The sequence below is a fragment of the Mesocryomonas fontinalis genome (assembly GCF_055730125.2).
This window is the reverse complement of the sequence record NZ_JBUZWG020000001.1, coordinates 847,041-872,102: the sequence shown is the minus strand read 5'-3', so window position 1 is coordinate 872,102 and position 25,062 is coordinate 847,041. Positions and strand designations below refer to the sequence as shown.

Annotated in this window: 27 protein-coding genes; 19 read left to right on the top strand and 8 right to left on the bottom strand. The window is 67.5% G+C overall.

What is annotated here, in order from left to right; genetic code table 11:
- Window positions 1-275: 275 nt before the first annotated feature.
- The 16 genes from ACZL02_RS04000 to ACZL02_RS03925 all read left to right on the top strand — a co-directional run bounded on the left by ACZL02_RS04000 (window position 276) and on the right by ACZL02_RS03925 (window position 16,162).
- Window positions 276-1,073 (top strand): DeoR/GlpR family DNA-binding transcription regulator, encoded by a 798-nt coding sequence (locus tag ACZL02_RS04000; RefSeq protein ID WP_472938875.1) that lies wholly within the window; start codon window positions 276-278, stop codon window positions 1,071-1,073.
- Between the two features lie 88 nt (window positions 1,074-1,161).
- Window positions 1,162-2,679, top strand: a complete 1,518-nt coding sequence (glpD, locus tag ACZL02_RS03995; RefSeq protein ID WP_472938874.1) for a glycerol-3-phosphate dehydrogenase — start codon at window positions 1,162-1,164, stop codon at window positions 2,677-2,679.
- Between the two features lie 79 nt (window positions 2,680-2,758).
- Window positions 2,759-3,835: an ABC transporter ATP-binding protein gene (locus ACZL02_RS03990; RefSeq protein ID WP_472938873.1), complete on the top strand. Its 1,077-nt coding sequence runs from the start codon at window positions 2,759-2,761 to the stop codon at window positions 3,833-3,835.
- 9 nt (window positions 3,836-3,844) lie between these two features.
- Window positions 3,845-4,951 (top strand): ABC transporter ATP-binding protein, encoded by a 1,107-nt coding sequence (locus ACZL02_RS03985; RefSeq protein ID WP_472938872.1) that lies wholly within the window; start codon window positions 3,845-3,847, stop codon window positions 4,949-4,951.
- Window positions 4,948-5,835 carry a carbohydrate ABC transporter permease gene (locus ACZL02_RS03980; RefSeq protein ID WP_472938871.1) on the top strand — a complete coding sequence of 296 codons (888 nt, stop codon included), beginning with the start codon at window positions 4,948-4,950 and terminating at the stop codon, window positions 5,833-5,835. Before ACZL02_RS03985 ends, ACZL02_RS03980 begins: the two co-directional genes overlap by 4 nt.
- Window positions 5,832-6,737 carry a carbohydrate ABC transporter permease gene (locus ACZL02_RS03975; protein ID WP_472938870.1) on the top strand — a complete coding sequence of 302 codons (906 nt, stop codon included), beginning with the start codon at window positions 5,832-5,834 and terminating at the stop codon, window positions 6,735-6,737. Before ACZL02_RS03980 ends, ACZL02_RS03975 begins: the two co-directional genes overlap by 4 nt.
- A 124-nt stretch (window positions 6,738-6,861) precedes the next feature.
- A complete protein-coding gene (locus tag ACZL02_RS03970) occupies window positions 6,862-7,146 on the top strand; it encodes a DUF2160 domain-containing protein (RefSeq protein WP_472938869.1) in 285 nt (94 codons plus the stop codon).
- Window positions 7,147-7,275: 129 nt separating this feature from the next.
- Window positions 7,276-8,994, top strand: a complete 1,719-nt coding sequence (locus tag ACZL02_RS03965) for an ABC transporter substrate-binding protein (protein WP_472939107.1) — start codon at window positions 7,276-7,278, stop codon at window positions 8,992-8,994.
- A gap of 104 nt (window positions 8,995-9,098) precedes the next feature.
- Complete coding sequence (gene glpK / locus ACZL02_RS03960) at window positions 9,099-10,589, top strand: glycerol kinase GlpK (RefSeq protein ID WP_472938868.1); 1,491 nt, start codon at window positions 9,099-9,101, stop codon at window positions 10,587-10,589.
- Between the two features lie 95 nt (window positions 10,590-10,684).
- A complete protein-coding gene (locus ACZL02_RS03955) occupies window positions 10,685-11,266 on the top strand; it encodes a biotin transporter BioY (RefSeq protein ID WP_472931556.1) in 582 nt (193 codons plus the stop codon).
- Between the two features lie 28 nt (window positions 11,267-11,294).
- Window positions 11,295-11,969 (top strand): energy-coupling factor ABC transporter ATP-binding protein, encoded by a 675-nt coding sequence (locus tag ACZL02_RS03950; protein WP_472938867.1) that lies wholly within the window; start codon window positions 11,295-11,297, stop codon window positions 11,967-11,969.
- On the top strand, window positions 11,966-12,556 hold the full coding sequence (locus tag ACZL02_RS03945; protein WP_472938866.1) for an energy-coupling factor transporter transmembrane component T family protein: 591 nt from the start codon (window positions 11,966-11,968) through the stop codon (window positions 12,554-12,556). The genes ACZL02_RS03950 and ACZL02_RS03945 overlap by 4 nt, the downstream gene beginning before the upstream one ends.
- Before the next feature lie 88 nt (window positions 12,557-12,644).
- Window positions 12,645-13,631, top strand: coding sequence for an ABC transporter substrate-binding protein (locus tag ACZL02_RS03940; RefSeq protein WP_472938865.1), 987 nt, complete (start codon window positions 12,645-12,647; stop codon window positions 13,629-13,631).
- A gap of 1 nt (window position 13,632) precedes the next feature.
- Window positions 13,633-14,415 carry an ABC transporter permease gene (locus ACZL02_RS03935; RefSeq protein WP_472938864.1) on the top strand — a complete coding sequence of 261 codons (783 nt, stop codon included), beginning with the start codon at window positions 13,633-13,635 and terminating at the stop codon, window positions 14,413-14,415.
- Window positions 14,408-15,124 (top strand): ABC transporter ATP-binding protein, encoded by a 717-nt coding sequence (locus ACZL02_RS03930; RefSeq protein WP_472938863.1) that lies wholly within the window; start codon window positions 14,408-14,410, stop codon window positions 15,122-15,124. The genes ACZL02_RS03935 and ACZL02_RS03930 overlap by 8 nt, the downstream gene beginning before the upstream one ends.
- Window positions 15,125-15,556: 432 nt before the next feature.
- Entirely contained in the window at window positions 15,557-16,162 is a 606-nt protein-coding gene (locus ACZL02_RS03925; protein ID WP_472938862.1) for an LOG family protein, read from the top strand.
- A gap of 54 nt (window positions 16,163-16,216) precedes the next feature.
- Here ACZL02_RS03925 and rarD read toward each other — a convergent pair whose 3' ends face one another.
- The 8 genes from rarD to ACZL02_RS03885 all read right to left on the bottom strand — a co-directional run bounded on the left by rarD (window position 16,217) and on the right by ACZL02_RS03885 (window position 22,182).
- Window positions 16,217-17,149 carry an EamA family transporter RarD gene (gene rarD / locus ACZL02_RS03920; RefSeq protein WP_472938861.1) on the bottom strand — a complete coding sequence of 311 codons (933 nt, stop codon included), beginning with the start codon at window positions 17,147-17,149 and terminating at the stop codon, window positions 16,217-16,219.
- An 84-nt stretch (window positions 17,150-17,233) separates the two neighbouring features.
- Window positions 17,234-18,199, bottom strand: coding sequence for a prolyl aminopeptidase (pip, locus tag ACZL02_RS03915; protein ID WP_472938860.1), 966 nt, complete (start codon window positions 18,197-18,199; stop codon window positions 17,234-17,236).
- Window positions 18,196-18,693, bottom strand: coding sequence for a GFA family protein (locus ACZL02_RS03910; protein ID WP_472938859.1), 498 nt, complete (start codon window positions 18,691-18,693; stop codon window positions 18,196-18,198). Before ACZL02_RS03910 ends, pip (ACZL02_RS03915) begins: the two co-directional genes overlap by 4 nt.
- A 1-nt stretch (window position 18,694) precedes the next feature.
- Complete coding sequence (gene pip / locus ACZL02_RS03905; RefSeq protein ID WP_472938858.1) at window positions 18,695-19,645, bottom strand: prolyl aminopeptidase; 951 nt, start codon at window positions 19,643-19,645, stop codon at window positions 18,695-18,697.
- Between the two features lie 87 nt (window positions 19,646-19,732).
- The gene (locus ACZL02_RS03900) at window positions 19,733-20,749 is read right to left on the bottom strand and encodes a hypothetical protein (protein ID WP_472938857.1); all 1,017 of its coding nucleotides are present in this window, start codon (window positions 20,747-20,749) and stop codon (window positions 19,733-19,735) included.
- Between the two features lie 48 nt (window positions 20,750-20,797).
- Window positions 20,798-21,058 carry a hypothetical protein gene (locus tag ACZL02_RS03895; protein WP_472931542.1) on the bottom strand — a complete coding sequence of 87 codons (261 nt, stop codon included), beginning with the start codon at window positions 21,056-21,058 and terminating at the stop codon, window positions 20,798-20,800.
- Window positions 21,059-21,161: 103 nt separating this feature from the next.
- Complete coding sequence (locus ACZL02_RS03890) at window positions 21,162-21,617, bottom strand: TIGR02301 family protein (RefSeq protein WP_472938856.1); 456 nt, start codon at window positions 21,615-21,617, stop codon at window positions 21,162-21,164.
- A gap of 136 nt (window positions 21,618-21,753) precedes the next feature.
- Complete coding sequence (locus ACZL02_RS03885; protein WP_472938855.1) at window positions 21,754-22,182, bottom strand: NUDIX hydrolase; 429 nt, start codon at window positions 22,180-22,182, stop codon at window positions 21,754-21,756.
- Window positions 22,183-22,320: 138 nt separating this feature from the next.
- Between ACZL02_RS03885 and ACZL02_RS03880 the strand changes: the two genes are divergently transcribed.
- From ACZL02_RS03880 to ACZL02_RS03870, 3 genes are all read left to right on the top strand, one after another.
- Window positions 22,321-23,130 carry an SOS response-associated peptidase gene (locus tag ACZL02_RS03880; protein WP_472939106.1) on the top strand — a complete coding sequence of 270 codons (810 nt, stop codon included), beginning with the start codon at window positions 22,321-22,323 and terminating at the stop codon, window positions 23,128-23,130.
- A 21-nt stretch (window positions 23,131-23,151) separates the two neighbouring features.
- Window positions 23,152-24,189 carry a M42 family metallopeptidase gene (locus tag ACZL02_RS03875; protein ID WP_472938854.1) on the top strand — a complete coding sequence of 346 codons (1,038 nt, stop codon included), beginning with the start codon at window positions 23,152-23,154 and terminating at the stop codon, window positions 24,187-24,189.
- A gap of 229 nt (window positions 24,190-24,418) precedes the next feature.
- Complete coding sequence (locus tag ACZL02_RS03870) at window positions 24,419-25,030, top strand: LysE/ArgO family amino acid transporter (RefSeq protein WP_472938853.1); 612 nt, start codon at window positions 24,419-24,421, stop codon at window positions 25,028-25,030.
- The last annotated feature ends 32 nt before the right edge of the window (window positions 25,031-25,062 follow it).

Genomic DNA, 25,062 nt, shown 5'->3' with positions numbered 1-25,062 from the left:
GTTACCTACCTAACAGTGCGCCGATGACGGACGACAACCGCTGCGACGTTTCTGCCGGGGAGCGACAAACTGCTTGTGAACGGGCATTTCCCACCTTTCGGCAGTCCAGCGACCGCAACGGGATAACCGCGTCGACGAAACTTCGTCGCGTCCGCTACAGCCAGCTCGTGGTCCGCCGGAGAACGCGAAAACGCTCGTTTGTTGCAGTGCGCTTTCGCTTTTCATCGAACGGCTTTCGTTTTAAGCAGGACAACCTTTCGTTGCCAGGGCCGCCCATGCTTTCCGATCGACAGCTGCTAATCCTCGAAATCGCCAAGCGTCAGGGCCGCGTGCAGGTCGAGGAGCTGTCGCAGCGCTTCGAGGTCTCGGTGCAGACCATCCGCAAGGATCTGAACGAGCTCTGCGACCAGCGGCTGCTGGCGCGGGTGCACGGGGGCGCCGTGCTGTCCTCCGGGGTCGAGAACGTCGGCTACGACGCCCGGCGGACGATCGCCGCCACCGAGAAGGCCGCGATCGGGCGTGCCGTCGCCGACCTCATCCCCGACCGCGCATCGCTCTTCGTCAACATCGGCACCACGACAGAGGCCGTGGCGCAGGCCCTGCTGCGGCATGCGGGGCTGATGGTCATCACCAACAACATCAACGTCGCCACCATTCTGCGGCCGTATCCGGAGATCGAGGTGGTGATCGCCGGCGGCGTCGTCCGGCGCTCCGACGGGGGCATTGTCGGCGAGGCCGCCGTCGATTTCATCAAGCAGTTTCGGGTCGATTTCGCCGTCATCGGCGTCTCCGCGATCGATGCCGACGGCTCCCTGCTGGACTACGACTACCGCGAAGTCCGCGTCGCGCAGGCGATCATCTCGAATGCCCGACACGTGATTCTGGCCGCCGATGCGACGAAGTTCGAGCGCAGCGCACCGGTGCGCGTCGGCCATCTCAGCCAGATCAACAGCTTCGTCACCGACCACTGCCCGTTGCCGCAGATCCGCCAGATCTGCACCGAGGAGCAGATCCGCCTCGTCGAGGCAGCTCCGGCAGCCCCGTCTTCCACAGGCGGAGAAGATCTAACGTGAATTGCGATTGACTTTCGTTTTACCTTCGCAGAACATCGCCTAAGTTTCGCAAGCGCAAGTTTTATGCTGCAATGCGAAAAGGGATGGCATGGATACGTTCGACATCTTCATCATTGGCGGCGGCATCAACGGCTGCGGCATCGCCCGCGACGCGGCCGGGCGGGGCTATGCGGTCGGCCTTGCCGAGATGAACGATCTGGCGTCCGGCACCTCGTCCTGGTCGACTAAGCTGGTGCATGGCGGCCTGCGCTATCTCGAGCACTACGAGTTTCGCCTGGTGCGCGAGTCGCTGATGGAGCGCGAGGTGCTCTGGCGCATCGCGCCGCATATCATCCGGCCGCTGCGCTTCGTCCTGCCGCATCACAAGGGCCTGCGCCCGGCCTGGCTGCTGCGGCTCGGCCTCTTCCTCTACGACCACCTCGGCGGCCGCAAGGATCTGAAAGCGACGGAGACGGTCGATCTGGCCTCGGGCCCGCTCGGCGCGCCGTTGAAGAAGGGCTATTCGAAAGGCTTCGAATACTCCGACGCGCGGGTCGACGATGCCCGGCTGGTGGTGCTGAACGCCCGCGACGCGCTGGCCCGCGGCGCCGAGATCATGGTGCGCACCATGGTCACCGAGGCCCGCCGCGAGAATGGCGTCTGGCGGATCACTTTGCGCGACAAGGACAGCGGCGCGACCCGCACGGTGACCGCGCGCTTCCTCGTCAATGTCGGCGGCCCGTGGGTCGACCGGATCATCCAGCAGGCGATGGGCCGCAACGAGGCGCGCCACATCCGCCTCGTCCAGGGCTCGCACATCGTCACGCGCAAGCTCTACGACCACGACCGCGCCTACATCTTCCAGAACGCCGACAACCGCATCATCTTCGCCATCCCCTACGAGGACGACTTCACCCTGATCGGCACCACCGACCAGGATTTCGAGGGCGAGCCGGGTGCGGCGAAGATCACGCCGGCCGAGACCGATTACCTCCTGAAGGCCGCGAGCGAGTACTTCGAGACGCCGGTGACCGCCGACCAGATCGTCTGGACCTATTCCGGCGTCCGCCCGCTCTACGACGACGGCGCCTCGAAGGCCCAGGAAGCGACGCGCGACTACGTGCTCAAGGTCGAGGGCGAAGCCGGCCAACCGGCGGTGCTGAATGCCTTCGGCGGCAAGATCACCACCTACCGCAAGCTGTCGGAGGAAGTGCTGGAGAAGATCGGCGAGCGCATCGGCGCCCGCGGAAAATCCTGGACCGGCACCGAACCGCTGCCGGGCGGCGCCTTCCCGATCGACGGCGTGCCCGCGCTGGAGGCAAGGGTACAGGCCGCCGCGCCGACGCTCGACGCCCGCACAGTGCGCCGGCTGGTGCGCAGCTACGGGCTCGACACGCTGTCGATTCTCGGCGGCAAGACATACCGCGCCGGACCACTCGGCGAAGACTTCGGCCATGGGCTGTTTCAGGCCGAGGTCGACTGGCTCATCGCGCGGGAATGGGCCCATACTGCCGAGGATATCCTCTGGCGGCGGACCAAGCTCGGCCTGCGCTTCTCCCAGGGAGGGGAAGAGCGCCTGAAGAATTACACCGCAGAGGCAGTCTCGCAGCGGACCGCCGCGGCCTGACATACCCGGCGGCGTCCGCGGACGCCGAGGGTCCTGTTGAGAATGAACGACAAGGTTGCGACCTGGGAGGGTTAGTTTCGTGCTCGAACTTATCGATGTCAGCAGAAGCGTGGGAGCCGATCGGCACATCGCCGACGTCTCGCTTCGGCTGGCCCGTGGCTCGCTGAACGTGCTGCTCGGCCCGACGCTCGCCGGCAAGACCAGCCTGATGCGGCTGATGGCCGGGCTCGACCGGCCGACATCCGGCCGCATCTTGATGGACGGCAAGGACGTCACCGGCGTGCCGGTGCGTAGGCGTAACGTCGCCATGGTCTACCAGCAGTTCATCAATTACCCCGCGATGACCGTCTACGAGAACATCGCCTCGCCGCTGCGGGTCGCCGGCAAGTCCGGCAAGGAGATCGATGCAGCCGTGCAGAAGGCGGCGGCGCTGATGAAGCTCGGCCCCTATCTCCAGCGCACGCCGCTGACGCTCTCCGGCGGCCAGCAGCAGCGCACCGCGCTCGCCCGGGCCCTTGTCAAGAACGCCGAACTCGTGCTGCTCGACGAGCCGCTCGCCAATCTCGACTACAAGCTGCGCGAGGAACTGCGCGAGGAACTGCCACGGCTTTTCGCCGAGGCCGGCGCCGTCTTCGTCTACGCGACGACCGAGCCGACCGAGGCGCTGCTTCTCGGTGGCAATACGGCGACGCTGTCGGAGGGCCGTGTCACGCAGTTCGGCGCGACGCCCGACGTCTATCGCCGCCCCACCGACCTCGTCACCGCGCGCACCTTCTCGGACCCGCCGCTCAACGTCCTTCCGCTCACCAAGCAAGGCGACCTCCTGACCTCCGCCTCCGGCCTGCGGGTGCCCGTGCCCGGTCGCTTCGGCTACCTCGCGGATGGCCCGTACCAGGTCGGTCTTCGCCCGCACCATCTGTCCCTCGGCGGTGGCGGCGGCACACGACTGCGCGGCAAGGTCGTGATCTCCGAGGTGACGGGGTCGGAAACCTTCCTGCACGTCGACTGGGACGCGTCGCGCATCGTCGCGCTTCTCTCCGGCATCCACCGCGTCGAGCCCGGCGATGCCGTCGAGCTCGGCTTCGATCCCGCCGACATGCAGATCTTCGATGCCTCCGGCCGCGCCGTCGCGCCGCCGACTGCGCTCGCAGCCTGAGGAGAGAGCATGGCCCGTATCCGCCTCGACCACATCCGCCACGCCTACACGCCCGAGCTCGCCCGTGCCGGCAATTACGCCCTTCGCGAAGTCGACCATAGCTTCGACGATGGCGGCGCCTATGCGCTGCTCGGCCCGTCCGGCTGCGGCAAGACCACCCTCCTCAACATCATCTCCGGCCTCCTGACGCCGTCGGAAGGCCGCGTCCTGTTCGGCGACAAGGATATGACGATGCTGACGCCGGAAGCGCGCAACATCGCCCAGGTCTTCCAGTTCCCGGTGATCTACGACACCATGACGGTGCGCGAAAACCTCGCCTTCCCGCTGAAGAACCGCAAGGTGCCGAAGGACGAGATCACCCGCCGGGTCGACGACATGCTGGTCCGCCTCGGCCTCGAGACGAAGGCCGACCGCAAGGCGCAAGGCCTGACCGCCGACGAGAAGCAGAAGATCTCCTTGGGCCGGGGTCTTGTCCGCCCGGACGTCAACGCGATCCTGTTCGACGAGCCGCTGACGGTGATCGACCCGCACATGAAGTGGCAGCTGCGCTCGCAGCTGAAAGAACTGCACCGGCAGTTCCAGATGACCATGGTCTACGTCACCCACGACCAGACGGAGGCGCTGACCTTCGCCGACAAGGTGGTGGTGATGTATGACGGCGAGGTCGTGCAGATCGGCACGCCCGAGGAACTGTTCGAGCGCCCGCAGCACACGTTCGTCGGCTACTTCATCGGCTCACCCGGCATGAACGTGCTCGCCTGCGAGGTCGACGGCACCGACGCGGTGATCTCGGGCACGCGCATCGCTTTGCCCGGCGGCGTCCGTCCGACCGGCGGCGCGGCGAAGACCGAGCTTGGCATCCGGCCGGAGTTCGTCAAGATCGTACCGCGCGGCCAGGGCATGCCGGTCGCCGTCACCCGGGTCGAGGACATCGGCTCGGAGCGCATCGTGCGGGCCGACTTCCAAGGCCAGAAACTCGTCTCGGTGATCGCCGAGGGCGCTGCTCTCGCGACGGATGTGGACGTCGTCTTCGACCCGTCGGCGCTCAATCTCTACGCCGATTCATGGCTGGTCGACCGCTCGGCCGGCACGCCGATTGAGGGGAGAGCGGCATGAACAAGCCCTTCGACAACAAGGCCTGGTTCTTCGTCCTGCCGGTGCTGGTGCTCGTCGCCTTCTCGGCGGTGATCCCGCTGATCACGGTGGTCAACTATTCCGTCCAGGACACGTTCGGCAACAACCAGTTCTTCTGGAACGGTACGAGCTGGTTCGTCGACACGCTGCAGTCGCCGCGCTTCCACGCCGCACTCCTGCGCAACCTCGCCTTCTCCGCGATCATCCTCGCCCTCGAGATTCCGCTCGGCATCCTCGTCGCGCTCGCCATGCCGAAGAAGGGCATCTGGGTGCCGGTCTGCCTCGTGCTGATGGCGCTGCCGCTGCTGATCCCGTGGAACGTCGTCGGCACGATCTGGCAGGTGTTCGGCCGGACCGACATCGGCCTCCTCGGCCGCTTCCTCACCGGCCTCGGCATCAACTACAACTATGTGCAGAACGCGTTCGACGCCTGGGCGACGCTCATCATCATGGACGTCTGGCACTGGACGAGCCTCGTCGTGCTGCTCTGCTACGCCGGCCTCGTCTCGATCCCCGACGCCTACTATCAGGCGGCCAAGATCGACGGCGCCTCGCGCTGGGCGGTGTTCCGCTACATCCAGCTGCCGAAGATGGGACGCGTCCTGTTGATCGCCGTGCTGCTGCGCTTCATGGACAGTTTCATGATCTACACCGAGCCCTTCGTCGTCACCGGCGGTGGCCCCGGCAACTCGACGACCTTCCTCTCGATCGATCTCGTCAAGATGGCGGTCGGCCAGTTCGACCTCGGTCCGGCGGCAGCGATGAGCCTGATCTACTTCCTGATCATCCTGCTGATGTCGTGGATCTTCTACACGGTGATGGAGAATGCGGGCCGCGACCGCAACGTGAAGGAGCCGGTGGAATGAGCACCGAAGCAATTTTCAACGCCCGGGTACCGGCCGGCGGCATCCCCTCTGCCGCCCATTCGGAGACCGCCCTCAAGGAGCGCGCGCGCCGCCGGTCCGGGCGCTTCAAACCGAAGGCGCTGATCCCGATCGTCTATATCCTTTTCCTGTTGCTGCCGATCTACTGGCTGGTCAACATGAGCTTCAAGACCAATACCGAGATCGTCAACCAGTTCACGCTGTTCCCGGCAGCGCCGACGCTCGCCAACTACCGCGTGATCTTCACCGATCCGTCCTGGTACAACGGCTACATCAACTCGATCATCTACGTCGTCATGAACATGGTGATCTCGGTAACGGTTGCCTTGCCTGCGGCCTACGCCTTCTCGCGTTACCGCTTCCTCGGCGACAAGCACCTGTTCTTCTGGCTGCTGACCAACCGCATGGCGCCGCCCGCGGTGTTCGCGCTGCCGTTCTTCCAGCTCTACTCGGCCTTCGGGCTGATCGACACGCACATCGCCGTGGCGCTGGCGCACTGCCTGTTCAACGTGCCGCTGGCGGTGTGGATTCTCGAGGGCTTCATGTCGGGCGTGCCGAAGGAGATCGACGAGACCGCCTATATCGACGGCTACTCCTTCCCGAAGTTCTTCTTCAAGATCTTCACGCCGCTGATCGCGTCCGGCATCGGCGTCGCCGCCTTCTTCTGCTTTATGTTCTCCTGGGTCGAACTCCTGATCGCTCGGACGCTGACGGTGACCGACGCCAAGCCGATCGCCGCGATCATGACCCGCACCGTCTCGGCGTCGGGCATGGACTGGGGCGTGCTCGCCGCCGCCGGCGTCCTCACCATCATCCCCGGCGCCATCGTCATCTGGTTCGTCCGCAACTACATCGCCAAGGGCTTCGCCCTCGGGAGGGTGTGATGGCGAACGGTAGTTTAGCGGCAAGACGAATCGCAGTGTCGGCTACGGCCGGCACGTCCCACAGGCATTTGAGCAGCGGGGATCACCTTGCCGGCCCCCTCGACAGAGACGACGGAGCCTCGGCATGATCAACCTCTCCTGGATGGCCTGGACTTGGCCGACGGCGATCTTCTTCCTGGCGATCTTCTCTTTGATCGCGCTGATGGGTGTCTGGGAATACGCTTCGCCCGGCGGCAATCCGCGCTTCGGAATCCTGCGCTTCGAGACGACGCGCGGCGACCGGCTGTTCCTGTCGCTGCTGGGCTCGGCCTTCATCTGCCTCGGCTGGCTCGGCCTCACCGAGGCGCCGCTTTGGTACGCGCTGATCGTCTGCGCCGCCTACGCGGTTCTGGTTTTCCGCTTCGTCTGAAGCGAACAGTTTCGCCCCGGGGGAACGGGGCGGGATACGGCGCGCGCGATCCTTGCCGGTCGACGCGACAAGCGCCCCTCACCGACCGGCCGTACACCTCTGGGAGGAGAACACGTGAAGAAACATTGGATGGTTTCGGCCGCTGCCATCGCCATGGCGATCGCCACCGGCCCGGCTTTCGCCGACATGGACGCGGCGAAGAAGTTCCTGGACGCCGAGATCAAGGATCTCTCGACGCTGCCCCGCGCCGACCAGGAAAAGGAGATGCAGTGGTACATCGATGCCGCCAAGCCCTTCGCCGGCATGGAGATCAAGGTCGTCTCCGAGACGCTGACCACGCATGAATACGAATCCAAGGTGCTGGCGCCCGCCTTCACCGCGATCACCGGCATCAAGATCACGCACGACCTGATCGGTGAGGGCGACGTCGTCGAGAAGCTGCAGACGCAGATGCAGTCGGGCGAGAACATCTACGACGCCTACGTCAACGATTCCGACCTCATCGGCACGCACTGGCGCTACAATCAGGTCCGCAACCTCACCGACTGGATGGCCGGCGAAGGCAAGGACGTGACCTCGCCGACGCTCGACATCGCCGACTACATCGGCACCTCGTTCACCACCGCGCCGGACAAGAAGCTCTACCAGCTGCCCGACCAGCAGTTCGCGAACCTCTACTGGTTCCGCTACGACTGGTTCAACGACGAGAAGAACAAGGCCGACTTCAAGGCGAAGTACGGCTACGACCTCGGCGTCCCCGTGAACTGGTCCGCCTACGAGGACATCGCCGAATTCTTCACCGGTCGCGAGATCGACGGGAAGAAGGTCTATGGCCACATGGACTACGGCAAGAAGGACCCGTCGCTCGGCTGGCGCTTCACCGATGCCTGGCTGTCGATGGCCGGCAACGGCGACAAGGGCCTGCCGAACGGCCTGCCGGTCGACGAATGGGGCATCCGCGTCAACGACAAGAGCCAGCCCGTCGGCTCCTGCGTCGCCCGCGGCGGCGACACCAACGGACCGGCCGCGGTCTATTCGATCCAGAAGTATCTCGACTGGATGAAGGCCTACGCGCCGCCGACCGCCCAGGGCATGAACTTCTCCGAATCCGGCCCGGTCCCGGCGCAGGGCGAAGTCGCCCAGCAGATCTTCTGGTACACCGCCTTCACCGCGGATGCCGTCAAGAAGGGCCTGCCGGTCGTCAACGAGGACGGCACGCCGAAGTGGCGCATGGCCCCCTCGCCGCACGGCGTCTACTGGAAGGAAGGCATGAAGCTCGGCTACCAGGACGTTGGTTCCTGGACGCTGATGCAGTCGACCCCGGTCGACCGCGCCCAGGCCGCTTGGCTCTACGCCCAGTTCGTCGGCTCGAAGACCGTCGACGTGAAGAAGAGCCATGTCGGCCTGACCTTCACCCGCGAGTCGACCATTCGCGACAAGAGCTTCACCGAGCGCGCCAAGAACCTTGGCGGCCTCGTCGAGTTCTACCGTTCGCCGGCCCGCGTTCAGTGGTCGCCGACCGGAACCAACGTTCCGGATTATCCGAAGCTCGCCCAGCTCTGGTGGCAGGCGATCGGCGATGCGTCCTCGGGCGACAAGACCCCGCAGGAGGCCATGGACTCGCTCTGCGCCGAGCAGGAAAAGGTCATGACCCGCATCGAGAAGTCGGGCGTCCAGGGCGAGAAGGGCCCGATGATGAACGAAGAGCACGACCTCGACTACTGGGTCGCCGAGGCCAAGAAGAACGGCACTCTCGCGCCGCAGCCGAAGATCGAGAACGAGAAGGAAAAGCCCCAGACCGTCAACTATGACGAGCTGGTCAAGAGCTGGGCCGACGCCAAGCAGTAAGGCTTTCGTTCGACAGGGAGAAGGAGAGGCCGGGACGTTCCCGGCCTCTCCTGTATCGGCCTGCGTGTGCCTAACCGGCACGCGCCGCACAAAAGGAGTTCGTCATGTCCGGCTATGTTCTCGCCATCGATCAGGGCACGACCTCGACCCGCGCCATCGTGTTCGACGACGCCTATCGCATCGTCGGCATCGGCCAGCAGGAGTTTCCGCAGATCTTCCCGCGCTCCGGCTGGGTCGAGCACGATCCGGAGGCGATCTGGTCGTCCGTCCTCGCCACCGTCCGGGCGGCGCTCGCCGACGCCTCGCTGTCGGCCTCCGACATTGCCGGCATCGGCATCACCAACCAGCGCGAGACGACGATCGTCTGGGACCGCGAGACCGGCAAGCCGATCTACAACGCCATCGTCTGGCAGGACCGCCGCACCGCCGAGTTCTGCCGGCAGCTGGTCGCCGACGGCGCGGAGCCGATGCTGACCGAGAAGACCGGTCTCATCGCCGACCCCTATTTTTCCGGCACCAAGCTGCGCTGGCTGCTCGACAACGTCGAGGGCGCCCGGGCCGATGCGGAGGCCGGCAAGCTCGCCTTCGGCACCGTCGACAGCTTTCTCCTCTGGCGCCTGACGGGCGGCAGAGTGCACGCGACCGACGCGACCAATGCCAGCCGGACGCTGCTCTTCGACATCGCCCGGAACGAGTGGAGCGAGGAGTTGCTGGCGCTCCTCGGCATTCCCCGGTCGCTGCTGCCGGAGGTGAAGGACTGTGCCGCGGATTTCGGCGTCACCGAACCCTCGCTGCTCGGCGTCGGCATCCCCATCCTCGGCATGGCCGGCGACCAGCATGCCGCGACGCTCGGGCAAGCCTGTTTCCAGCCGGGCATGCTGAAATCGACCTACGGCACCGGCTGCTTTGCGGTCATGAACACCGGCGCGACCAAGGTGACCTCGCAGAACCGCCTGCTGACCACCATCGCCTACCGCCTGGATGGCGTGACCACCTATGCGCTGGAGGGCTCGATCTTCATCGCCGGCGCTGCCGTGCAGTGGCTGCGCGACGGGTTGAAGCTGATGGACCGCGCCGACGTCTCCGGCGCCATGGCGGCGCAGGCGAACCCTGCCGAGGAGGTCTACCTCGTCCCCGCGTTCACAGGCCTCGGCGCGCCGTGGTGGGATGCCGAGGCGCGCGGCGCGATGTACGGCCTCACCCGCAATACCGGCCCGAACGAGATCGCCCGAGCGGCGCTGGAGGCGGTGTGCTTCCAGACCGCGGACCTGCTCGAGGCCATGCGCCTCGACTGGACGGCGGATGGCGGCACCGTGCTGCGCGTCGACGGCGGCATGGTCGCCTCGGACTGGACGATGCAGCGCCTTGCGGATCTCCTCGCCGCCCCGGTCGACCGGCCGGTGGTGCTGGAGACCACGGCGCTCGGCGCCGCCTGGCTTGCCGGGCACAAGGCCGGCGTCTGGCCGGGCCAGGAAGGCTTTGCCGAGCGCTGGCGGCTGGAGCGCCGCTTCGAGCCCGACATGACCGCGGCCGAGCGCACGCGCAAGCTCGGCGGCTGGCGCGATGCGGTGCGGCGGACGCTGACCACGGGGTGAGCGGGAACGCCGAACCGCAGCCGCAGGTCGATTGACCTTTCCCGCCGGATGCGGTCTCACGGAAACACGTCGAGGCCGACGCGGGGAAACCGTCCATGACCACACGCGATATCGTCTACATCGCCCTGTTCGCCGCCGTGATGGCGGTGCTGGCGGTGTTTCCGCCGCTGATCATTCCGGCCCTCGGCGTGCCCATCACCGCCCAGTCGATGGGGCCGATGCTGGCCGGCGGCGTCCTCGGCGCGCGGCGCGGCGGGCTGTCGATGCTGCTCTTCGTGGCGCTGGTGGCGATCGGCTTGCCGCTGCTGTCGGGCGGACGCGGCGGCATCGGCGCGCTGGTCGGTCCCTGGTCGGGCTTCATCTACGGCTGGATCGCCTCGGCCTTCGTCATCGGCTGGCTGACCGAACGCTTCTGGACCCGCCTCTCCTTCGTCTCGGCCTTCGCCATCGCGCTCGTCGGCGGCATCGGCGTCGTCTACGGCATCGGCGTTCCCTGGTTCTGGTGGATGTCGACCGCGAACGCCTCGGCGCCGACGATGAGCCTCGTCGATGCCTTCGTCGCCTCCGGCATCGCCTTCATCCCCGGCGATCTCATCAAGGCCGGCATCGCCGCCGCCGTCATCGTCACGGTCAAGCGCGCCTATCCGCTGATCGCCCCCCGGCTGCAGCGGGCGTGACCGCCAGCCGCCCGATCGCCCGACCGGAATGATCTCGCTCTCGGCGGTCTCGGTGTCGCGCGGCGGGCGCGCGGTGCTGTCGGACCTGACGCTGGCGCTCGGCGAGCGGCGCATCGGCGTCATCGGCGCCAACGGCTCGGGCAAGAGCACCTTCGTGCGGCTTCTCAACGGGCTGATCCTGCCGACCGAGGGAAGCGTTGACGTCGAGGGCATCGACACCCGCACCGACGTCAAAGCGGTCCGGCGGAAGGTCGGCTTCGTCTTTCAGAACCCCGACAGCCAGATCGTCTACCCGACCGTCGGCGAGGACATCGCTTTCGGCCTAAAGCACCGCGGCCTCCGCAAGGCGGAGATCGCCGCCCGCACCGCCGCCGCCCTCGCCCGCCACGGTCTTGACGGATTCGAGGATCGGCTGATCCACGAACTCTCTGGCGGCGAACGCCAGCTGGTGGCGCTGGCCGGGGTCATGGTGATGCAGCCCGAGGTCCTGGTGCTCGACGAGCCGACGACCCTCCTCGACCTCCGCAACACCCGCCGCATCATGGCAGCGGTCGAGGCGAGCGAGAGCCAGGTGGTGATGGTCACCCACGATCTCAGCCTTCTCGCCGACTTCGACCGGGTGCTGGTCTTCGACGCCGGCCGGCTGCAGGCCGACGGGAGGCCCGACGCGGCCGTTGCCGCCTATCTCGACCTCTGCCGGTGATCCAGGCGCTCTACATCGCGGCCGACAGCCCCGTTCACCGCCTCCGGCCAGGCGTGAAGCTCCTGCTGCTGCCGGTCTTCGCCACCGGGCTGTTCGCCACCGCCAACCTCTGGCTGGTGGCGGCCGGCCTCCTCCTGGTGCTCGCCGTCTTCGCTCTGGCGAAGATCCCGGCCGCGGTGCTGCTGCGCCAGCTGCGTCCGGCCGCGATCGCCATCGGCATGATCTTCCTCCTGCAGCTCTGGTTCGGCGGCTGGACCGTCGCGACGCTCGTCAGCCTGCGCTTTCTCGCGCTGATTCTGGCGGCATCGCTGGTGACGCTGACGACCCGCACCGGCGCGATGATCGCCGCGCTGGAAAGCTTCTTCTGGCGGTTCGCCTTTCTCGGCGTCGACGCGGAAAAGCTGAGCCTCGCGATCTCGCTGGTGATCCGCTTCATCCCGGTGATTCAGAGCGTCGCCGCCGAGGTGCGCGAGGCGCAGTCGGCACGCGGCCAGAACGCCAGCCTGTTCCGGCTGGCGGTGCCAGTGGTCGTGCGGACGCTGAAGATGGCCGACGAGATCGCCGAGGCGATCGACGCCCGCTCGTGAAGGAGTGCTTCCGCAGCGGTGACGCCGGTGCGAGACCTGCTATGCTCGCCTGGTGGGCGCCGTGACGACCGGATTCGGGAGAAACGGCATGGGCAGGATCTGGCGGGCAGCGCTGTGCGCGGCGGCGATGGCTTTCGGCTGGACGGGTTTAGCATCGGCCGCGGAAATCGTCAGGATCGGCGTCCTGAAGTTCGGCACCGTCAACTGGGAGCTCGACGCCATGCAGCGGCACGGCATCGACAAGAAGCACGGCGTCACCGTCGAGATGCTGCCCTTTGCCGGCGAGAACGCGACGACGACCGCCTTGCAGGGCGGCAGCGTCGATATGATCGTCTCCGACTGGCTGTTCGTCTCGCGCCAGCGTGCCGAAGGCGGCCGCTACGTCTTCGCCCCCTATTCCACCTCGGTCGGCTCGATCATGGTGCCGAAGGACAGCCCGATCAGGACGCTCGCGGACCTCAAGGGCCGGTCGCTCGGCGTCGCCGGCGGGCCGCTCGACAAGAACTTCCTGCTGATCCGGGCGCTGGCCGTCCGCGATGCCGGGCTCGATCTCACTGAAGACGCCACCATCGTCTACGGCGCCCCGCCGCTGCTGGCCGAAAAGGCCCGGGGCGGCGAACTCGATGCCGTCCTGATCTACTGGAACTATGCCGCCCGCCTCGAGGCCGAGGGATTTCGCCGGCTGGTCTCCGGCGAGGAGGCCGCCGAGGCCGCCGGCGCGCGCGGGCCGATCGCGGCGATCGGCTACGTCTTCGACGAGGCCTGGGCCGCGGCGCACCCAGAAGCCGCGGCGGGCTTCCTCGCCGCCTCGCGCGAGACCAAGGCGCTGCTGAAGGACAGCGACGCCGAGTGGACGGCGCTGCAGCCGCTGGTGCAGGCCGAGGACGACAAGACGCTGGCGGTCATGCGGCAGCGCTACCGCGACGGCATTCCGGCGCGCCCCGTCGAGGACGAGGAGAAGGATGCCGCGACGCTATACGGGGTGCTGGAGAGGCTCGCCGGCGAAAAGCTGGTCGGTCCCGGCAAGACGCTCGACCCCGGCACCTACTGGGCCGGCCTGAAGCGTGGCACCTGACATGGAGAGACTGCGTGCCGGCGCGGGCCGGCGCCGATCGACCTTTCTCGTCACCGCCGGCTCGATCGCCAGCCTCCTCGCCCTCTGGTGGCTGGCGGCGGACCTTGCTGGGTCCCGGCTGTTCCCGGGTCCGCCGGCGGTGCTCGCGGCGTTCTGGAAGGATGCGCGGACCGGCGAATTGCCCTACCACCTCGCGATGACGCTGATGCGCGTTGCCGCCTCCTTCGTGCTGGCGATGGCCATCGGCACGGCGATCGGCATCCTCCTCGGCGCCAGCCGGGGCGCCAACCGGTTCTTCGATCCCTGGCTCATCCTCTTCCTCAACCTGCCGGCGCTGGTGGTGATCTTCCTCCTGTTCATCTGGATCGGCACCAACGAGACCGCGGCGATCCTCGCCATCGCCATCAACAAGATCCCGAACGTCGTGGTGACCCTTCGCGAGGGCACGCGGGCGCTCGACCGGCCGCTGGCCGAGATGGCGACCGTCTACCGCCTCAGCCGGCTCGACCGTCTGCGCCATGTGATCCTACCGCAGCTGCAGCCCTATCTCGCCGCCGCCACCCGCTCCGGCCTCTCGCTGATCTGGAAGATCGCGCTGGTGGTCGAGCTGTTCGGCCTGTCGAGCGGCGTCGGCTTCCAGATCGCGCTGTACTTCTCGCTCTCCAACGTCGCGGCGATTCTCGCCTACTCGCTCTCCTTCGTCGCCGTCATGCTGGTGATCGAAGTGCTCCTCGTCCAGCCGCTCGAGGCGCATGCCACCCGCTGGCGGATGCGGCATGGCTGAGGGGCTCGACGTCAGCATCCGGCAGAAACGCTTTCGCTCGGCCGACGGGGAAGAGCTTCTCGCGATCAACGACATCGCCTTTTCAGCGCCGCCAGGCAGCTTCACCGCGTTGATCGGCCCTTCCGGCTGCGGCAAGACGACCACCTTGCGCATCCTCCTCGGCCTCGACACCGACTTCGACGGCCATGCCCGCCTGCCGGAAGGCCGCGTCGCCGCGGTGTTCCAGGAGCCGCGGCTGCTGCCCTGGCGCGACGTCGAAACCAATGTCCGGCTGGCGCTGCCGCCGGAGTTGCGGCACCTGGAACTCGCGCCGCTGTTCGAAGCGCTCGGCCTGTCCGAGCTGCGCACGCGCTATCCCGGCGAGCTGTCGCTCGGCCTTGCCCGCCGCGTCGCGCTCGCCCGCGCCTTCGCCATCCAGCCATCGCTACTGCTGCTCGACGAGCCCTTCGTCTCGCTCGACGAGACGACGGCCGCCAAGCTCCGGGCACTGCTGCTAGAGGTCTGGTCCGCCCGGCCGACGACCGCGGTCATGGTCACCCACAATCTCCGAGAAGCCGTCGACCTCGCCGACCGCCTCGTCCTCCTGACGCCCCGCCCTTCCCGCATCCGCGGCGTCTTCGACCTGCCGACACCCCGCGCCGAGCGCAACGCCGCCTGGCGCATGCGCGTGGTGGCGGAGGTGGACGCGCTGTTTCCGGGGGTGTTGTAGGGAGTGCGCAAGAGGGACCGTAGGGGTGTGCTTTGGGGAGGGCGACGGGTGGGCCGTCGTGAGTGACGTCGGTGGAAGCGATGGCCGCAGGAGAGCGACGGTTGGGCTTATCCTCAGGGGGATGCAGCGGTGAGCATCCGATCCGGGCCGTCGCTGCATCGACGCCTTCGCTTCAACTCATCGAAGGCTGTGCTACTCCAAAGCCGCAAAGCACGAGCCTCTCGATCTCCGAAAAGGCGAGTTCCCCAGCGTCGTTAAGGCATATCTAGCGTCTAACGTCTGACATATCAGCTATGACCCGTTGGCTGAGAGCGCTCATCTAACCCGTCTCCACGCGCCCCGCGCCTTAATCCCCACCCCTCACCCCCGCCGCATACCCGCTTTGCACGCTTCCCGCTTGACCTCCCGCGCCGCACAGCCGAATTTGCGGACATGAGCTCGATTCAATCCATCTGCGTCTATTGCGGTTCGTCTCCCGGCCGCGATCCCTCCCATCTCCAGGCCGCCGAGATCCTCGGCACCGCGATCGGCAAAGCCGGCATCCGGCTGATCTACGGCGGCGGCACCCGTGGCATCATGGGCGCCGTGTCCGATGCGGTGATCGCCGCCGGCGGCAAGGTCACCGGCGTCATCCCGCGCTTCCTCATCGACATGGAGGCGACCGAGAGCGAGCTGAAGCGGCTGGACGAGCTGATCGTCACCGAGGACATGCACCAGCGCAAGCACATCATGTTCGAGCGTTCGGACGCCTTCGTGGCGCTGCCCGGCGGCATCGGCACGCTGGAAGAGCTGATCGAGATCATGACCTGGGGCCAGCTCGGCCGCCATGCCAAGCCGATCGCCATCGCCAACATCGCCGGCTTCTGGGACCCGCTCTCGGCGCTGCTCGACCATATGCGCGGCGAAGGCTACATCCACACCGGACACCAGGTTCAGCCGCTGGTGATCGACCGCGCCGAAGACATCATCCCGCGCCTCCGGCACAAGGCGCCGGCCGACAACGACGATGGCGAGGCCGCGATCATCCAGCGGCTTTAGGCCGAACGCTCCCGGCTGAGCCGGGAGCCCGCGCAGCGCCGCCTTCCAACTGAGCTATGTCAGGCAGCCCGTCTCTGCGGCGAGGGCCGCCTGCCGGCGCCGTACGCGGCTTTTGCGCAGCATCGACCAGACATAGATCCCGACGGCCAGCCAGATCAGCGCGAAGGCGCCGAGATCGACGGCCGAGAACGGCTCGCCGAAGAAGAACACGGCGGTGACGAAGATCATCGTCGGGGCGATGTACTGCAGGATGCCGATGGTCGAATAGTCGAGCGCCCGCGCGCCGGCGGCGAAGAGGATCAACGGAATGGCGGTCAACGGACCGGCGCCGATCAGCAGCCAGGTCTCCGACGGGTCGACGCCGAAGTGCTGGGTGCCCCGGGCGATGGTCCAGGCGATCACGGCAAGGCACGGCGCCGTCAGCAGCACGACTTCCAGGAAGAAGCCTTCCGCCGCCCCGATCGGCAGAACCTTGCGCAGGAGGCCGTAGGTGGCGAAGGAAAAAGCGAGGACGAGCGAGATCCACGGCAGTCCGCCGGCCTGGAAGGTCAGCACCGCCACCGCCAGCACCGCCAGCAAAATCGCGCCGATCTGCGCACGGGTCGGCCGCTCGCCGAGAAACAGCGCCCCCATCAGCACATTGACCAGCGGGTTGATGTAGTAGCCGAGCGCCGCGTCGATCGCGTGGCCGGAGATGATGGCGTAGACGTAGAGCCCCCAGTTGACCGAGATGATGCTGGCCGTCAGCGCCGCGAAGGCGAGCGTCTTCGGCGAGCGGAACACCGGCCCGAGGCCCTTGAACCCGCCGAGGAAAGCCAGCACCACGGCGGTGAAAGGCACCGCCCAGACGATCCGGTGGGCGATGATCTCCAGCGCCGGAACGCCGGCGAGGAGCTTCATGTAAACCGGCAGGACCAGCCCCCAGATCAGGAAGGCCGACGTCGCCATGATGAAGCCGCGGGACGTCTCGGGAGAGTGTGATGCCATGGCTGATCGTCCGTCAGGGGCGAGCGGGGCCGTCATCACCGCTGCGCTGGAGGCGCCGAGGCATGGAGCCTCTCTCCCCCAAGGTCAAGCCGTCGGCAGTGTCCCCGCAAACCGGTCGGTCGCCGCCAGCAGCTGGTCGAGGATGCCGGGTTCCGAATAAGCGTGGCCGGCGCCCTCGACGAGGTGGAACTCGGCCTCCGGCCAGGCCTTGTGCAGGTCCCAGGCCGAGACGGCGGGCGTCGCGATATCGTAGCGGCCCTGGACGATCACCGCCGGGATGCCGCGCAGCCGCCCAACATCGCGCAGCAGCTGCGCCTCCTCCAGCCAGCCCTGGTGGACGAAGTAGTGATTCTCGATCCGCGCAAACGCCAGCGCGAACTCGTCCTCGTGGAATTTGTCGCTGGTCGCCGGCTCCGGCAAAAGGGTGATCGTCTCGCCCTCCCACTGGCTCCAGGCGCGGGCGGCGGCAATGCGGACGGCCGGGTCGGGATCGACCAGCCGGTTGCGGTAGGCGGTGACGAGGTCGCCTTGCTCGGCCTCCGGGATCGCCGCCAGGAACCGCTCCCACTTGTCGGGAAAGAGCAGCGAGGCGCCCTCCTGATAGTACCAGTGCAGCTCGAAGGCGCGCAGCAGGAAGATGCCGCGCAGCACGATCTCGCTGACCCGCGCTGGGTGCGCCTCGGCATAGGCGAGCCCGAGCGTCGAACCCCAGGAGCCGCCGAACACCAGCCATTGCTCGACGCCCGCCATCTCCCGCAGCCGTTCGATGTCGGCGACGAGGTGCCAGGTCGTGTTGGCCTCGAGCTCGGCATGCGGCGTCGAGCGGCCACAGCCGCGCTGGTCGAACAGCAACACGTCGTAGCGGGCGGGATCGAACAGCCGGCGGTGGCTCGGCGCGCATCCGCCCCCCGGACCGCCGTGCAGGAAGACCGCGGGCTTGCCGCCCGGCGTGCCGACGCGCTCCCAGTAGACGCGGTGCCCGTCGCCGACGTCGAGATGGCCAAAGGCATAGGGCTCGATCTCGGGATAGAGCTTGCGGTTTTCTGTCATCGGGCAAAACCTTCGGCGAAGTCGCTGTCGTCGGTATCGTGGTCGGGGTGCTGGTAGGAGATCAGGGTCGTCAGAAAGCCGGCGCTGTCGGCATCCTCCAGCGTCTTTCGCACCGGCAAGGACGGGATCCGGTCGGCATAGGGCAGCTTGCCCTCGAGGCCGAACTGGATCATCGGGGCGAGCGCCGAGGGATCGTCGAAGGCGCCGATGGCAAGCGCTGCGCCCGCCGGGTCCTCGTAGGTCAGCGGCGTGCCGCAGCCGGCGCAGAAGCCGCGGCGAACATGGTTCGACGACTGGAACAGCGCCCGCTCGCCGCGCGTCCAGGCAAGCGTCGCGTCGCCGAGCGAGACCAGCGGCGCGTAGAGGCCGCCGAACGCCTTCTGGCACATGCGGCAATGGCAGACGGAGGCGCGGCCGAGCGTACCCTCGATGCGAAAGCGCACCGCGCCGCATTGGCACCCGCCGCTGTAGACCGGCCTGTTGTCGAGCGTCATGTCAGACCTCTGGATCGGCGAAGCGGTCGGTGGCCGCGACGAGTTCAACGAGAATCCCGGGCTCGGAGAATCCATGGCCCGCACCCTCCACGAGCCGATAGTCGGCTTGGTGCCACGCCTTGTGCAAGGCCCAGCTGGTGTGCGCCGGCGTCACCACGTCGTATCGCCCCTGGATGATCACGCCGGGGATGCCGTTAAGCCGTCCGGCGTCGCGGATCAGCTGCCCCTCGTCGAACCAGAGCTTGTGCAGGAAGTAGTGATTCTCGATCCGGGCGAAGGCGATGGTGCCGTCGCTGGCCGTGTCCCCGCCGCCATGGCCGCCGCTGCCGCGCAGGCTCACCGTGCGCGCCTCCCACCCGGCCCAGGCGCTGGCGGCGCGGGCGCGCACCGCCCGGTCGGGATCGGTCAGCCGCGAGCGAAAGGCGGTGACGAGATCGCCGCGCTCGGCCTCGGGGATCGGTCGGAGGAAATCCTCCCAGCGGTCGGGAAACAGCAGGCTCGCCCCGCTCTGGTAGAACCAGTCGACCTCCCGCTGCCGGCCGGAGAAGACCCCGCGCAGGATCATCGCCGACACCCGCGCCGGATGGGTCTCGGCATAGGCGAGCGCCAGCGTCGCGCCCCAGGACCCGCCGAACAGCAGCCAGGTCTCCGCGCCGATCATCTCGCGCAGCCGCTCGAGATCGGCGACGAGGTGCCAGGTGGTGTTGGCCTCGAGCCCGCCCTGCGGCGTCGAGCGGCCGGCGCCGCGCTGGTCGAAGAGGAGGATCTTGTAGCGGGCCGGATCGAACAGGCGGCGGTGGTGAGCGCCCGAACCGCTGCCGGGGCCCCCGTGCAGGAACACCGCCGGCTGGCCGTCGGGATTGCCGCACAGCTCCCAGTAGAGTTCATGGCCGTCACCGACGTCGAGGCGGCCGGTGGCATAGGGCTCGATCGGGGGATAGGGCTGGGTCACGGACGGGCCGGGGCGAAGGATGCAGCATGGATCATGCCGCTGTCTTCGCGGATCGGGCGGCGGGTGGCAAGGCGCCAGCCCCGACGATCAATCGCCGGCGACGAAGAACTGCAGCTTGCCGTCGGGCGAGATGCCGACGCGGTAGAAGTTGTAGGCGCCGAAGCCCAGCATTTCCTGATAGTCGCCGGCGGTGACGAGCTCGAACAGCTCGACCTTCTGCGGGTTGGTCAGCTTGTCGATGGGAACGCCGGTGAAATACGGCCAGACGAAAATCTCGCCGTCGGTATCGGGCTCGCTGCGCACGTGCCCGGCCTGCAGGACCTCGAGCAGGATCGCCAGCATCTCGACGCCCTCGCCGTCGCCGGAGGCCGACTTCAGGAGCGTGATCGGATCGCCCTCGGCGCCGCCGAACGTCAGCACGGTCGCATCCTCCCCGCCCTGCAGATACGGGCGGAGCGCCTCGATATTGCCGGTGCGGCAGATCTCGATAAGCTTCTGGCGGAGATCGCGCACCGCCGGCGGCAGGCCGTCATCGCCGTAGAAGATCTGCGCCGGCGGCGTGTTGGCGCTCGCCGCCGCGGCCGGATCGCCGTCCGGCGCCGCCGCTGCAGGATCGGCAGCGCCTTCGCCCGGATCGTCTGTCTCGGCTGGCGCCTCGCCCTCTTCGGTCGTGCCGTCGTCCGGCGCGGGCTCGGCCGAAGGCGGCGCGGGCGCGGTCAGGGGCGAGGCAGCCGGCGCGCCGGACGAAGGCGGCGTCGCGGGCTCGGTCGGTGCCGCGGCCGGGCTCGCCGGTGTGGTAGCGGCCGGAGCGGCGGCGGCGGGGGCGACGCCGGTTGGCGCCGCGCCAGAAGGCGTCACGGCCGGGCTCTCCGCCACGGGCGGAGTGGCGGCACCGGGCAACGGCGGCAGCGGGACGGAGACGATCCCGTCCTTCTGGCGGTCCGAGCCGTCCTGCGATCCGATCTGGGAGAAGGCGGCAGCCGGCAAGGGCGTGGCGAGCAACCAGACGGCGGCCGCAAGCCCTGCGGAAAACCCTGCCGGGCGAATCAGCCTCGGCAGAGAAAGCGAATGCGGCCGGGACCGCCGGAGTGCGTCAGCTGACATGATTTGCGTCCTCGTGACATCCGCCGGACGGTGGCGGTGAAGATGGGCCTAGTGAAGGCCGCGATCGGCACGGAACTCGCCGAAACGGATGCGGTCGCGCAGGCCGTCGAGCAGCTGCAGGACTTCCTCTTCGCCATGCAGCCGAACGAGTTCGGTCAGCGCCGTCGAGATCGCCGTCTCGGCCAGGATTTCCGCTTCGATGCCGTCGGATATTCCGTCTGCCCAAGCTTCATTGTGATACTCGAACGCGACCTGCTTCTTCTCGGCTTCGATCATCGCGTCGAGTTCGGCATTCGGCAAATCGACCATCGCAATTCCTCTCATTTAGCCTTTCGGCTTCACGTGTCGTTAAGGTCCTAACACGATCCGCTGGCGGCAAATCACTGGTTTCTGCTGCATCATTAGCAAATCGTTAATTTCCGTACCTTGCGCTGATCTCGCGGCTGAGGGTCGCTCCCTCCTCCTGATATCGGGCCACCGCCACACGCGCCGCCGGGGTGCATTTCCGGTAGGTCGATTCGAACGCGCGGTACCCGCTGTTGAAGGCGGCGACCAGAATTTCCCGGTCGGCGGGGCTCGGCGACTGCGCCGTCAGGAGATCGCTCATCTTGGTGCGCCAGACATTGGCGTTCTCGTCGCCGCAGAGCTTTCGCAGGAAATGCACCGACCCCAGGATCGACGACAGCCGGCCGAGTGGCTTCATGAAAGCCGCGCCGCTCGCCCGCCCGGGTGTCGCAGCCGCGTCGGGAACAGCGACCTCGGCCGCCGGCGTCTTGCTCTGTGCATCAGCGCCGGTGCTGCCGATGAGGACGGCACACAGCAGCATCGCGCCGAACAATGGCAGGCGGACGGGAATCGAGCATTTCATGCCGCAGGTCTGCCGTCGCGTTAAGAAAATTGCAAGAATCGCGGCGCGCGGGCTTCGGAATGGTTTTCCGCTGCGCCATTCCCGCAACAAGCGCACCGGACGCCTCGCCGATGTCCCGGCGATGAATTGCCGGGGATCAGAGGCCCAGCAGATGGGACCGGTGGGCGCTCTCGACCAGCGGCACGAGACCCGTAGTCAGAAGACCTTGCTCGGCGAGGCCCGGCAGGTCGGCGATCTCAACGAAGTGACAGGATTTGACGTCGTCCGCCGCCACCGGATCCTCGCCGACCGGCACTTCCCGGACGCCGCGGTGAACGGCGATGACGACGTGCAATCCGTCCTCGATCACCTCGTGCAGGCAGAAGAAGGGATAGCTTGGCACTGCGAGGCCGGTCTCCTCTTGCACCTCGCGTGCGACCGCCTCGGCCAGCGGTTCGCCGAAGCGCACCTTGCCGCCGGGCAGCGAGAACTTGCCCGCGAACGGCTCCCGGCCGCGTTCGACCAGCAGCACCTTGCCGGCGCGGAACAGACAGGCGGAAACGGCGAGAAGGGGAAGATCGCTCATGGCAACGCCACCTAACACCCCGGCAGGGCTTGGCAAGGCCCTCCCCTTAGCGAACGGCGGCCGCGCCGCCTCTTGGCTTACCCGCCGGCTGCCCTCACTGCGCTTGACATGGCCGGAGCGCTCGGGCTCAACCGGCGCATGTGCGGTCGCTTCACCCTGACGGCGGCGCCCCGTGAGGTCGCCGAAATGCTGGCCCTCCTCGAGCTCGAGGAGTTTCCACCGCGCTACAACATCGCGCCGACGCAGCCGATCCTCATCGCCCTCGGCGGCACCGAGGCGCGGCCGGATGCCAACCGCCCGGGCCGCGAGGCGCGGCTGGTGCGCTGGGGCTTCATTCCGAGCTGGGTGAAGGAGCTGAAGGGCTTTCCGCTCCTAAACAATGCCCGTGCCGAGACGGCGGCGGAGAAGAACGCCTTCAAGGCGGCGATGAAGTACCGGCGCTGCCTGATCCCGGCGAGCGGCTTCTATGAGTGGCAGCGCGATGCCAAGGGCAAGCCGGTGCAGGCCTTTTTCCTGAAACCCCGTTCCGGCCGGCCGATCGCCTTTGCCGGCGTGATGGAGACCTGGCACGCGCCGGACGGCTCGGAGATCGATACGGCCGCGATCCTCACCACGGCGGCCAACCAGACGCTGCGCCCGATCCACGACCGCATGCCGGTGGTAATTCCCGAGGGCGGCTTCGAGATGTGGCTGAACTGCCGCGACTATGCGCCACCCGACGTCGCCGGCCTGATGGGGCGGGCCAACGAGGACGTGTTCGAAGCCATCGCCGTCTCCGACAAGGTCAACAAGGTGGCGAACGTCACGCCCGACGTCCAGGCACCGATCGCGCTTGCGGCCCGTCCCCGGCACGGGGATCTTGCGGCCCGTCGCCGGCCCGGGGATAAGGAAGGCGACGATGCCGCGCCAGACCTCGACCAGGGGCCGGCCCAGCAAAGCCTGTTCTGATCCCTTCCCAGGAGTTCGCCCGTGAACCTCGATCTTCTCAAGCGCCTGTGCGAAACGCCCGGCATTCCCGGCCGCGAGGAGCGCGTGCGCGCGCTGATCGAGACGGAGGCAAAGCTCCTGTTCGACGAGATCGCCACCGATCCGATGGGGTCCCTCGTCTGCACCCGGAAGGGCAAGGGCAAGAACCCCGAGAAGATCATGCTGGCCTGCCACATGGATGAGATCGGCTTCATCGTCAGCCACGTCACCGACAAGGGTTTCCTGCACGTCCAGCCGCTCGGCGGCTTCGACCCGCGCAACCTGTTCTCGCGCCGCGTCCTCGTGTGCAGCGAGACCGGCGACCACAAGGGCGTGATGAACGCCGAGGGCAAGCCGATCCACATCCAGTCGCCCGAAGACCGCAAGAAGGTACCCGAGCCCGCCGACTTCATCATCGACACCGGCCACGGCGCGGCGGCCAAGGACATCTTCAAGATCGGCGACAGCGTCGTCATGGACGAGCCCTTCACCGAAATGGGCGGCAAGATCGTCTCCAAGGCGCTCGACAACCGCATCGCCTGCTGGCTCGGCCTCGAAGCCGTCCGGCGCATGATCGACAAGGGCTGGTCGCACGACTGCGAGCTGACCGTCGCCTTCACCGTGCAGGAGGAGATCGGCCTGCGCGGCGCGCGCACGGTGGCGTTTGCGGTGAAGCCCGACATCGGCATCGGCGTCGACACCACGCTCTGCTGCGACACCCCCGGCGTGCCGGAGAAGGACCGCACCACGGTCCAGGGCGCCGGCGTCGGCATTCACCTGAAGGACGGCTCTTTCATTTCCGACCGCGGCCTCGTCGCCGAGTTCGAGGCCATCGCCACCGCCAAGGAGATCCCGTTCCAGCGCACCGTGCTGGCCAGCGGCGGCCAGGACGGCGCAGCCCTGCAGCAAGCGGCATCGGGTGCGCGCGCCATCGGCATCGTCGTCGGCACCCGCTACATCCACACCGTCGCCGAGATGATCGACAAGACCGATCTGAAAGCGGCGCGGGACCTGCTGGCGGCGTTCATCGCCAAGCACTGAGGCGGGCGCTCGGGCGGGGACGGGAGCGGCTTGGCGGGGCTCCCACCCCCCTCTGCCTGCCGGCATCTCCCCCTCAAGGGGGGAGATCGAGCGCATGGCCGGCTGGATTATCCGATCTCCCCCCTTGAGGGGGAGATGTCCGGCAGGACAGAGGGGGGTGAATTGCTACCTCCCTCTTTAAGGTGCGTACCACCCATCCCGGACCCCGCGTGACCACGGAACGCCTGATATGATCGAACCCGCCCTCCGCGGCTTTGCGCTCGGCCTCAGCCTGATCGTCGCGATCGGCGCGCAGAATGCTTTCATCCTGGAGCGCGGGCTGGTGCGCAACCATGTCTTCGTTCTGTGTCTGGTGTGCGCGCTCAGCGATGCGCTGCTGATCGCGGCGGGGGTCGCGGGTCTTGGCGCGGCGATCTCGGCGCATCCGACGCTGATTCTGGTTGTGACGCTGGGGGGCGCGGTCTTCCTCGCAGCCTATGCGGTGATCGCCTTACGGAGGGCGCTGAGGCCGGCGGCGATGGCGGTGCGCGGCGGCCGGCAATTATCGCTGAAGGCGGCGCTCGGCACGGTCCTCGGGCTGACTTTCCTCAACCCGCATGTCTATCTCGACACCGTGGTGCTGCTCGGCAGCCTGTCGGCGCGCTATCATGGGCTCGATGAGCGCCTCGCCTATGCCGGCGGGGCGATGCTCGCCTCGTTCGTCTGGTTCTTCGCGCTCGGCTACGGCGCAAGGCTTCTAGCGCCGCTGTTCGCCAGACCCGCTGCCTGGCGTGTTCTCGATGGGCTTATCGCGGCCGTGATGGCAGCCCTGTCGCTCAGCCTGCTGGCCAGCCTCCTCTGACGCTGGCGCGCCAGCGTCTCGTCGAAGGCAAT

Excerpts from the sequence above, each read along its gene's own strand:
- ACZL02_RS04000 (WP_472938875.1), top strand. The coding sequence starts at position 276 with ATGCTTTCCGATCGACAGCTGCTAATCCTCGAAATCGCCAAGCGTCAG.
- glpD (WP_472938874.1), top strand. The coding sequence starts at position 1,162 with ATGGATACGTTCGACATCTTCATCATTGGCGGCGGCATCAACGGCTGC.
- ACZL02_RS03985 (WP_472938872.1), top strand. The coding sequence starts at position 3,845 with ATGGCCCGTATCCGCCTCGACCACATCCGCCACGCCTACACGCCCGAG.
- ACZL02_RS03980 (WP_472938871.1), top strand. The coding sequence starts at position 4,948 with ATGAACAAGCCCTTCGACAACAAGGCCTGGTTCTTCGTCCTGCCGGTG.
- ACZL02_RS03975 (WP_472938870.1), top strand. The coding sequence starts at position 5,832 with ATGAGCACCGAAGCAATTTTCAACGCCCGGGTACCGGCCGGCGGCATC.
- ACZL02_RS03970 (WP_472938869.1), top strand. The coding sequence starts at position 6,862 with ATGATCAACCTCTCCTGGATGGCCTGGACTTGGCCGACGGCGATCTTC.
- ACZL02_RS03965 (WP_472939107.1), top strand. The coding sequence starts at position 7,276 with ATGGTTTCGGCCGCTGCCATCGCCATGGCGATCGCCACCGGCCCGGCT.
- glpK (WP_472938868.1), top strand. The coding sequence starts at position 9,099 with ATGTCCGGCTATGTTCTCGCCATCGATCAGGGCACGACCTCGACCCGC.
- ACZL02_RS03955 (WP_472931556.1), top strand. The coding sequence starts at position 10,685 with ATGACCACACGCGATATCGTCTACATCGCCCTGTTCGCCGCCGTGATG.
- ACZL02_RS03950 (WP_472938867.1), top strand. The coding sequence starts at position 11,295 with ATGATCTCGCTCTCGGCGGTCTCGGTGTCGCGCGGCGGGCGCGCGGTG.
- ACZL02_RS03940 (WP_472938865.1), top strand. The coding sequence starts at position 12,645 with ATGGGCAGGATCTGGCGGGCAGCGCTGTGCGCGGCGGCGATGGCTTTC.
- ACZL02_RS03935 (WP_472938864.1), top strand. The coding sequence starts at position 13,633 with ATGGAGAGACTGCGTGCCGGCGCGGGCCGGCGCCGATCGACCTTTCTC.
- ACZL02_RS03930 (WP_472938863.1), top strand. The coding sequence starts at position 14,408 with ATGGCTGAGGGGCTCGACGTCAGCATCCGGCAGAAACGCTTTCGCTCG.
- ACZL02_RS03925 (WP_472938862.1), top strand. The coding sequence starts at position 15,557 with ATGAGCTCGATTCAATCCATCTGCGTCTATTGCGGTTCGTCTCCCGGC.
- rarD (WP_472938861.1), bottom strand. The coding sequence starts at position 17,149 with ATGGCATCACACTCTCCCGAGACGTCCCGCGGCTTCATCATGGCGACG.
- pip (WP_472938860.1), bottom strand. The coding sequence starts at position 18,199 with ATGACAGAAAACCGCAAGCTCTATCCCGAGATCGAGCCCTATGCCTTT.
- ACZL02_RS03910 (WP_472938859.1), bottom strand. The coding sequence starts at position 18,693 with ATGACGCTCGACAACAGGCCGGTCTACAGCGGCGGGTGCCAATGCGGC.
- ACZL02_RS03900 (WP_472938857.1), bottom strand. The coding sequence starts at position 20,749 with ATGTCAGCTGACGCACTCCGGCGGTCCCGGCCGCATTCGCTTTCTCTG.
- ACZL02_RS03895 (WP_472931542.1), bottom strand. The coding sequence starts at position 21,058 with ATGGTCGATTTGCCGAATGCCGAACTCGACGCGATGATCGAAGCCGAG.
- ACZL02_RS03890 (WP_472938856.1), bottom strand. The coding sequence starts at position 21,617 with ATGAAATGCTCGATTCCCGTCCGCCTGCCATTGTTCGGCGCGATGCTG.
- ACZL02_RS03885 (WP_472938855.1), bottom strand. The coding sequence starts at position 22,182 with ATGAGCGATCTTCCCCTTCTCGCCGTTTCCGCCTGTCTGTTCCGCGCC.
- ACZL02_RS03880 (WP_472939106.1), top strand. The coding sequence starts at position 22,321 with ATGTGCGGTCGCTTCACCCTGACGGCGGCGCCCCGTGAGGTCGCCGAA.
- ACZL02_RS03870 (WP_472938853.1), top strand. The coding sequence starts at position 24,419 with ATGATCGAACCCGCCCTCCGCGGCTTTGCGCTCGGCCTCAGCCTGATC.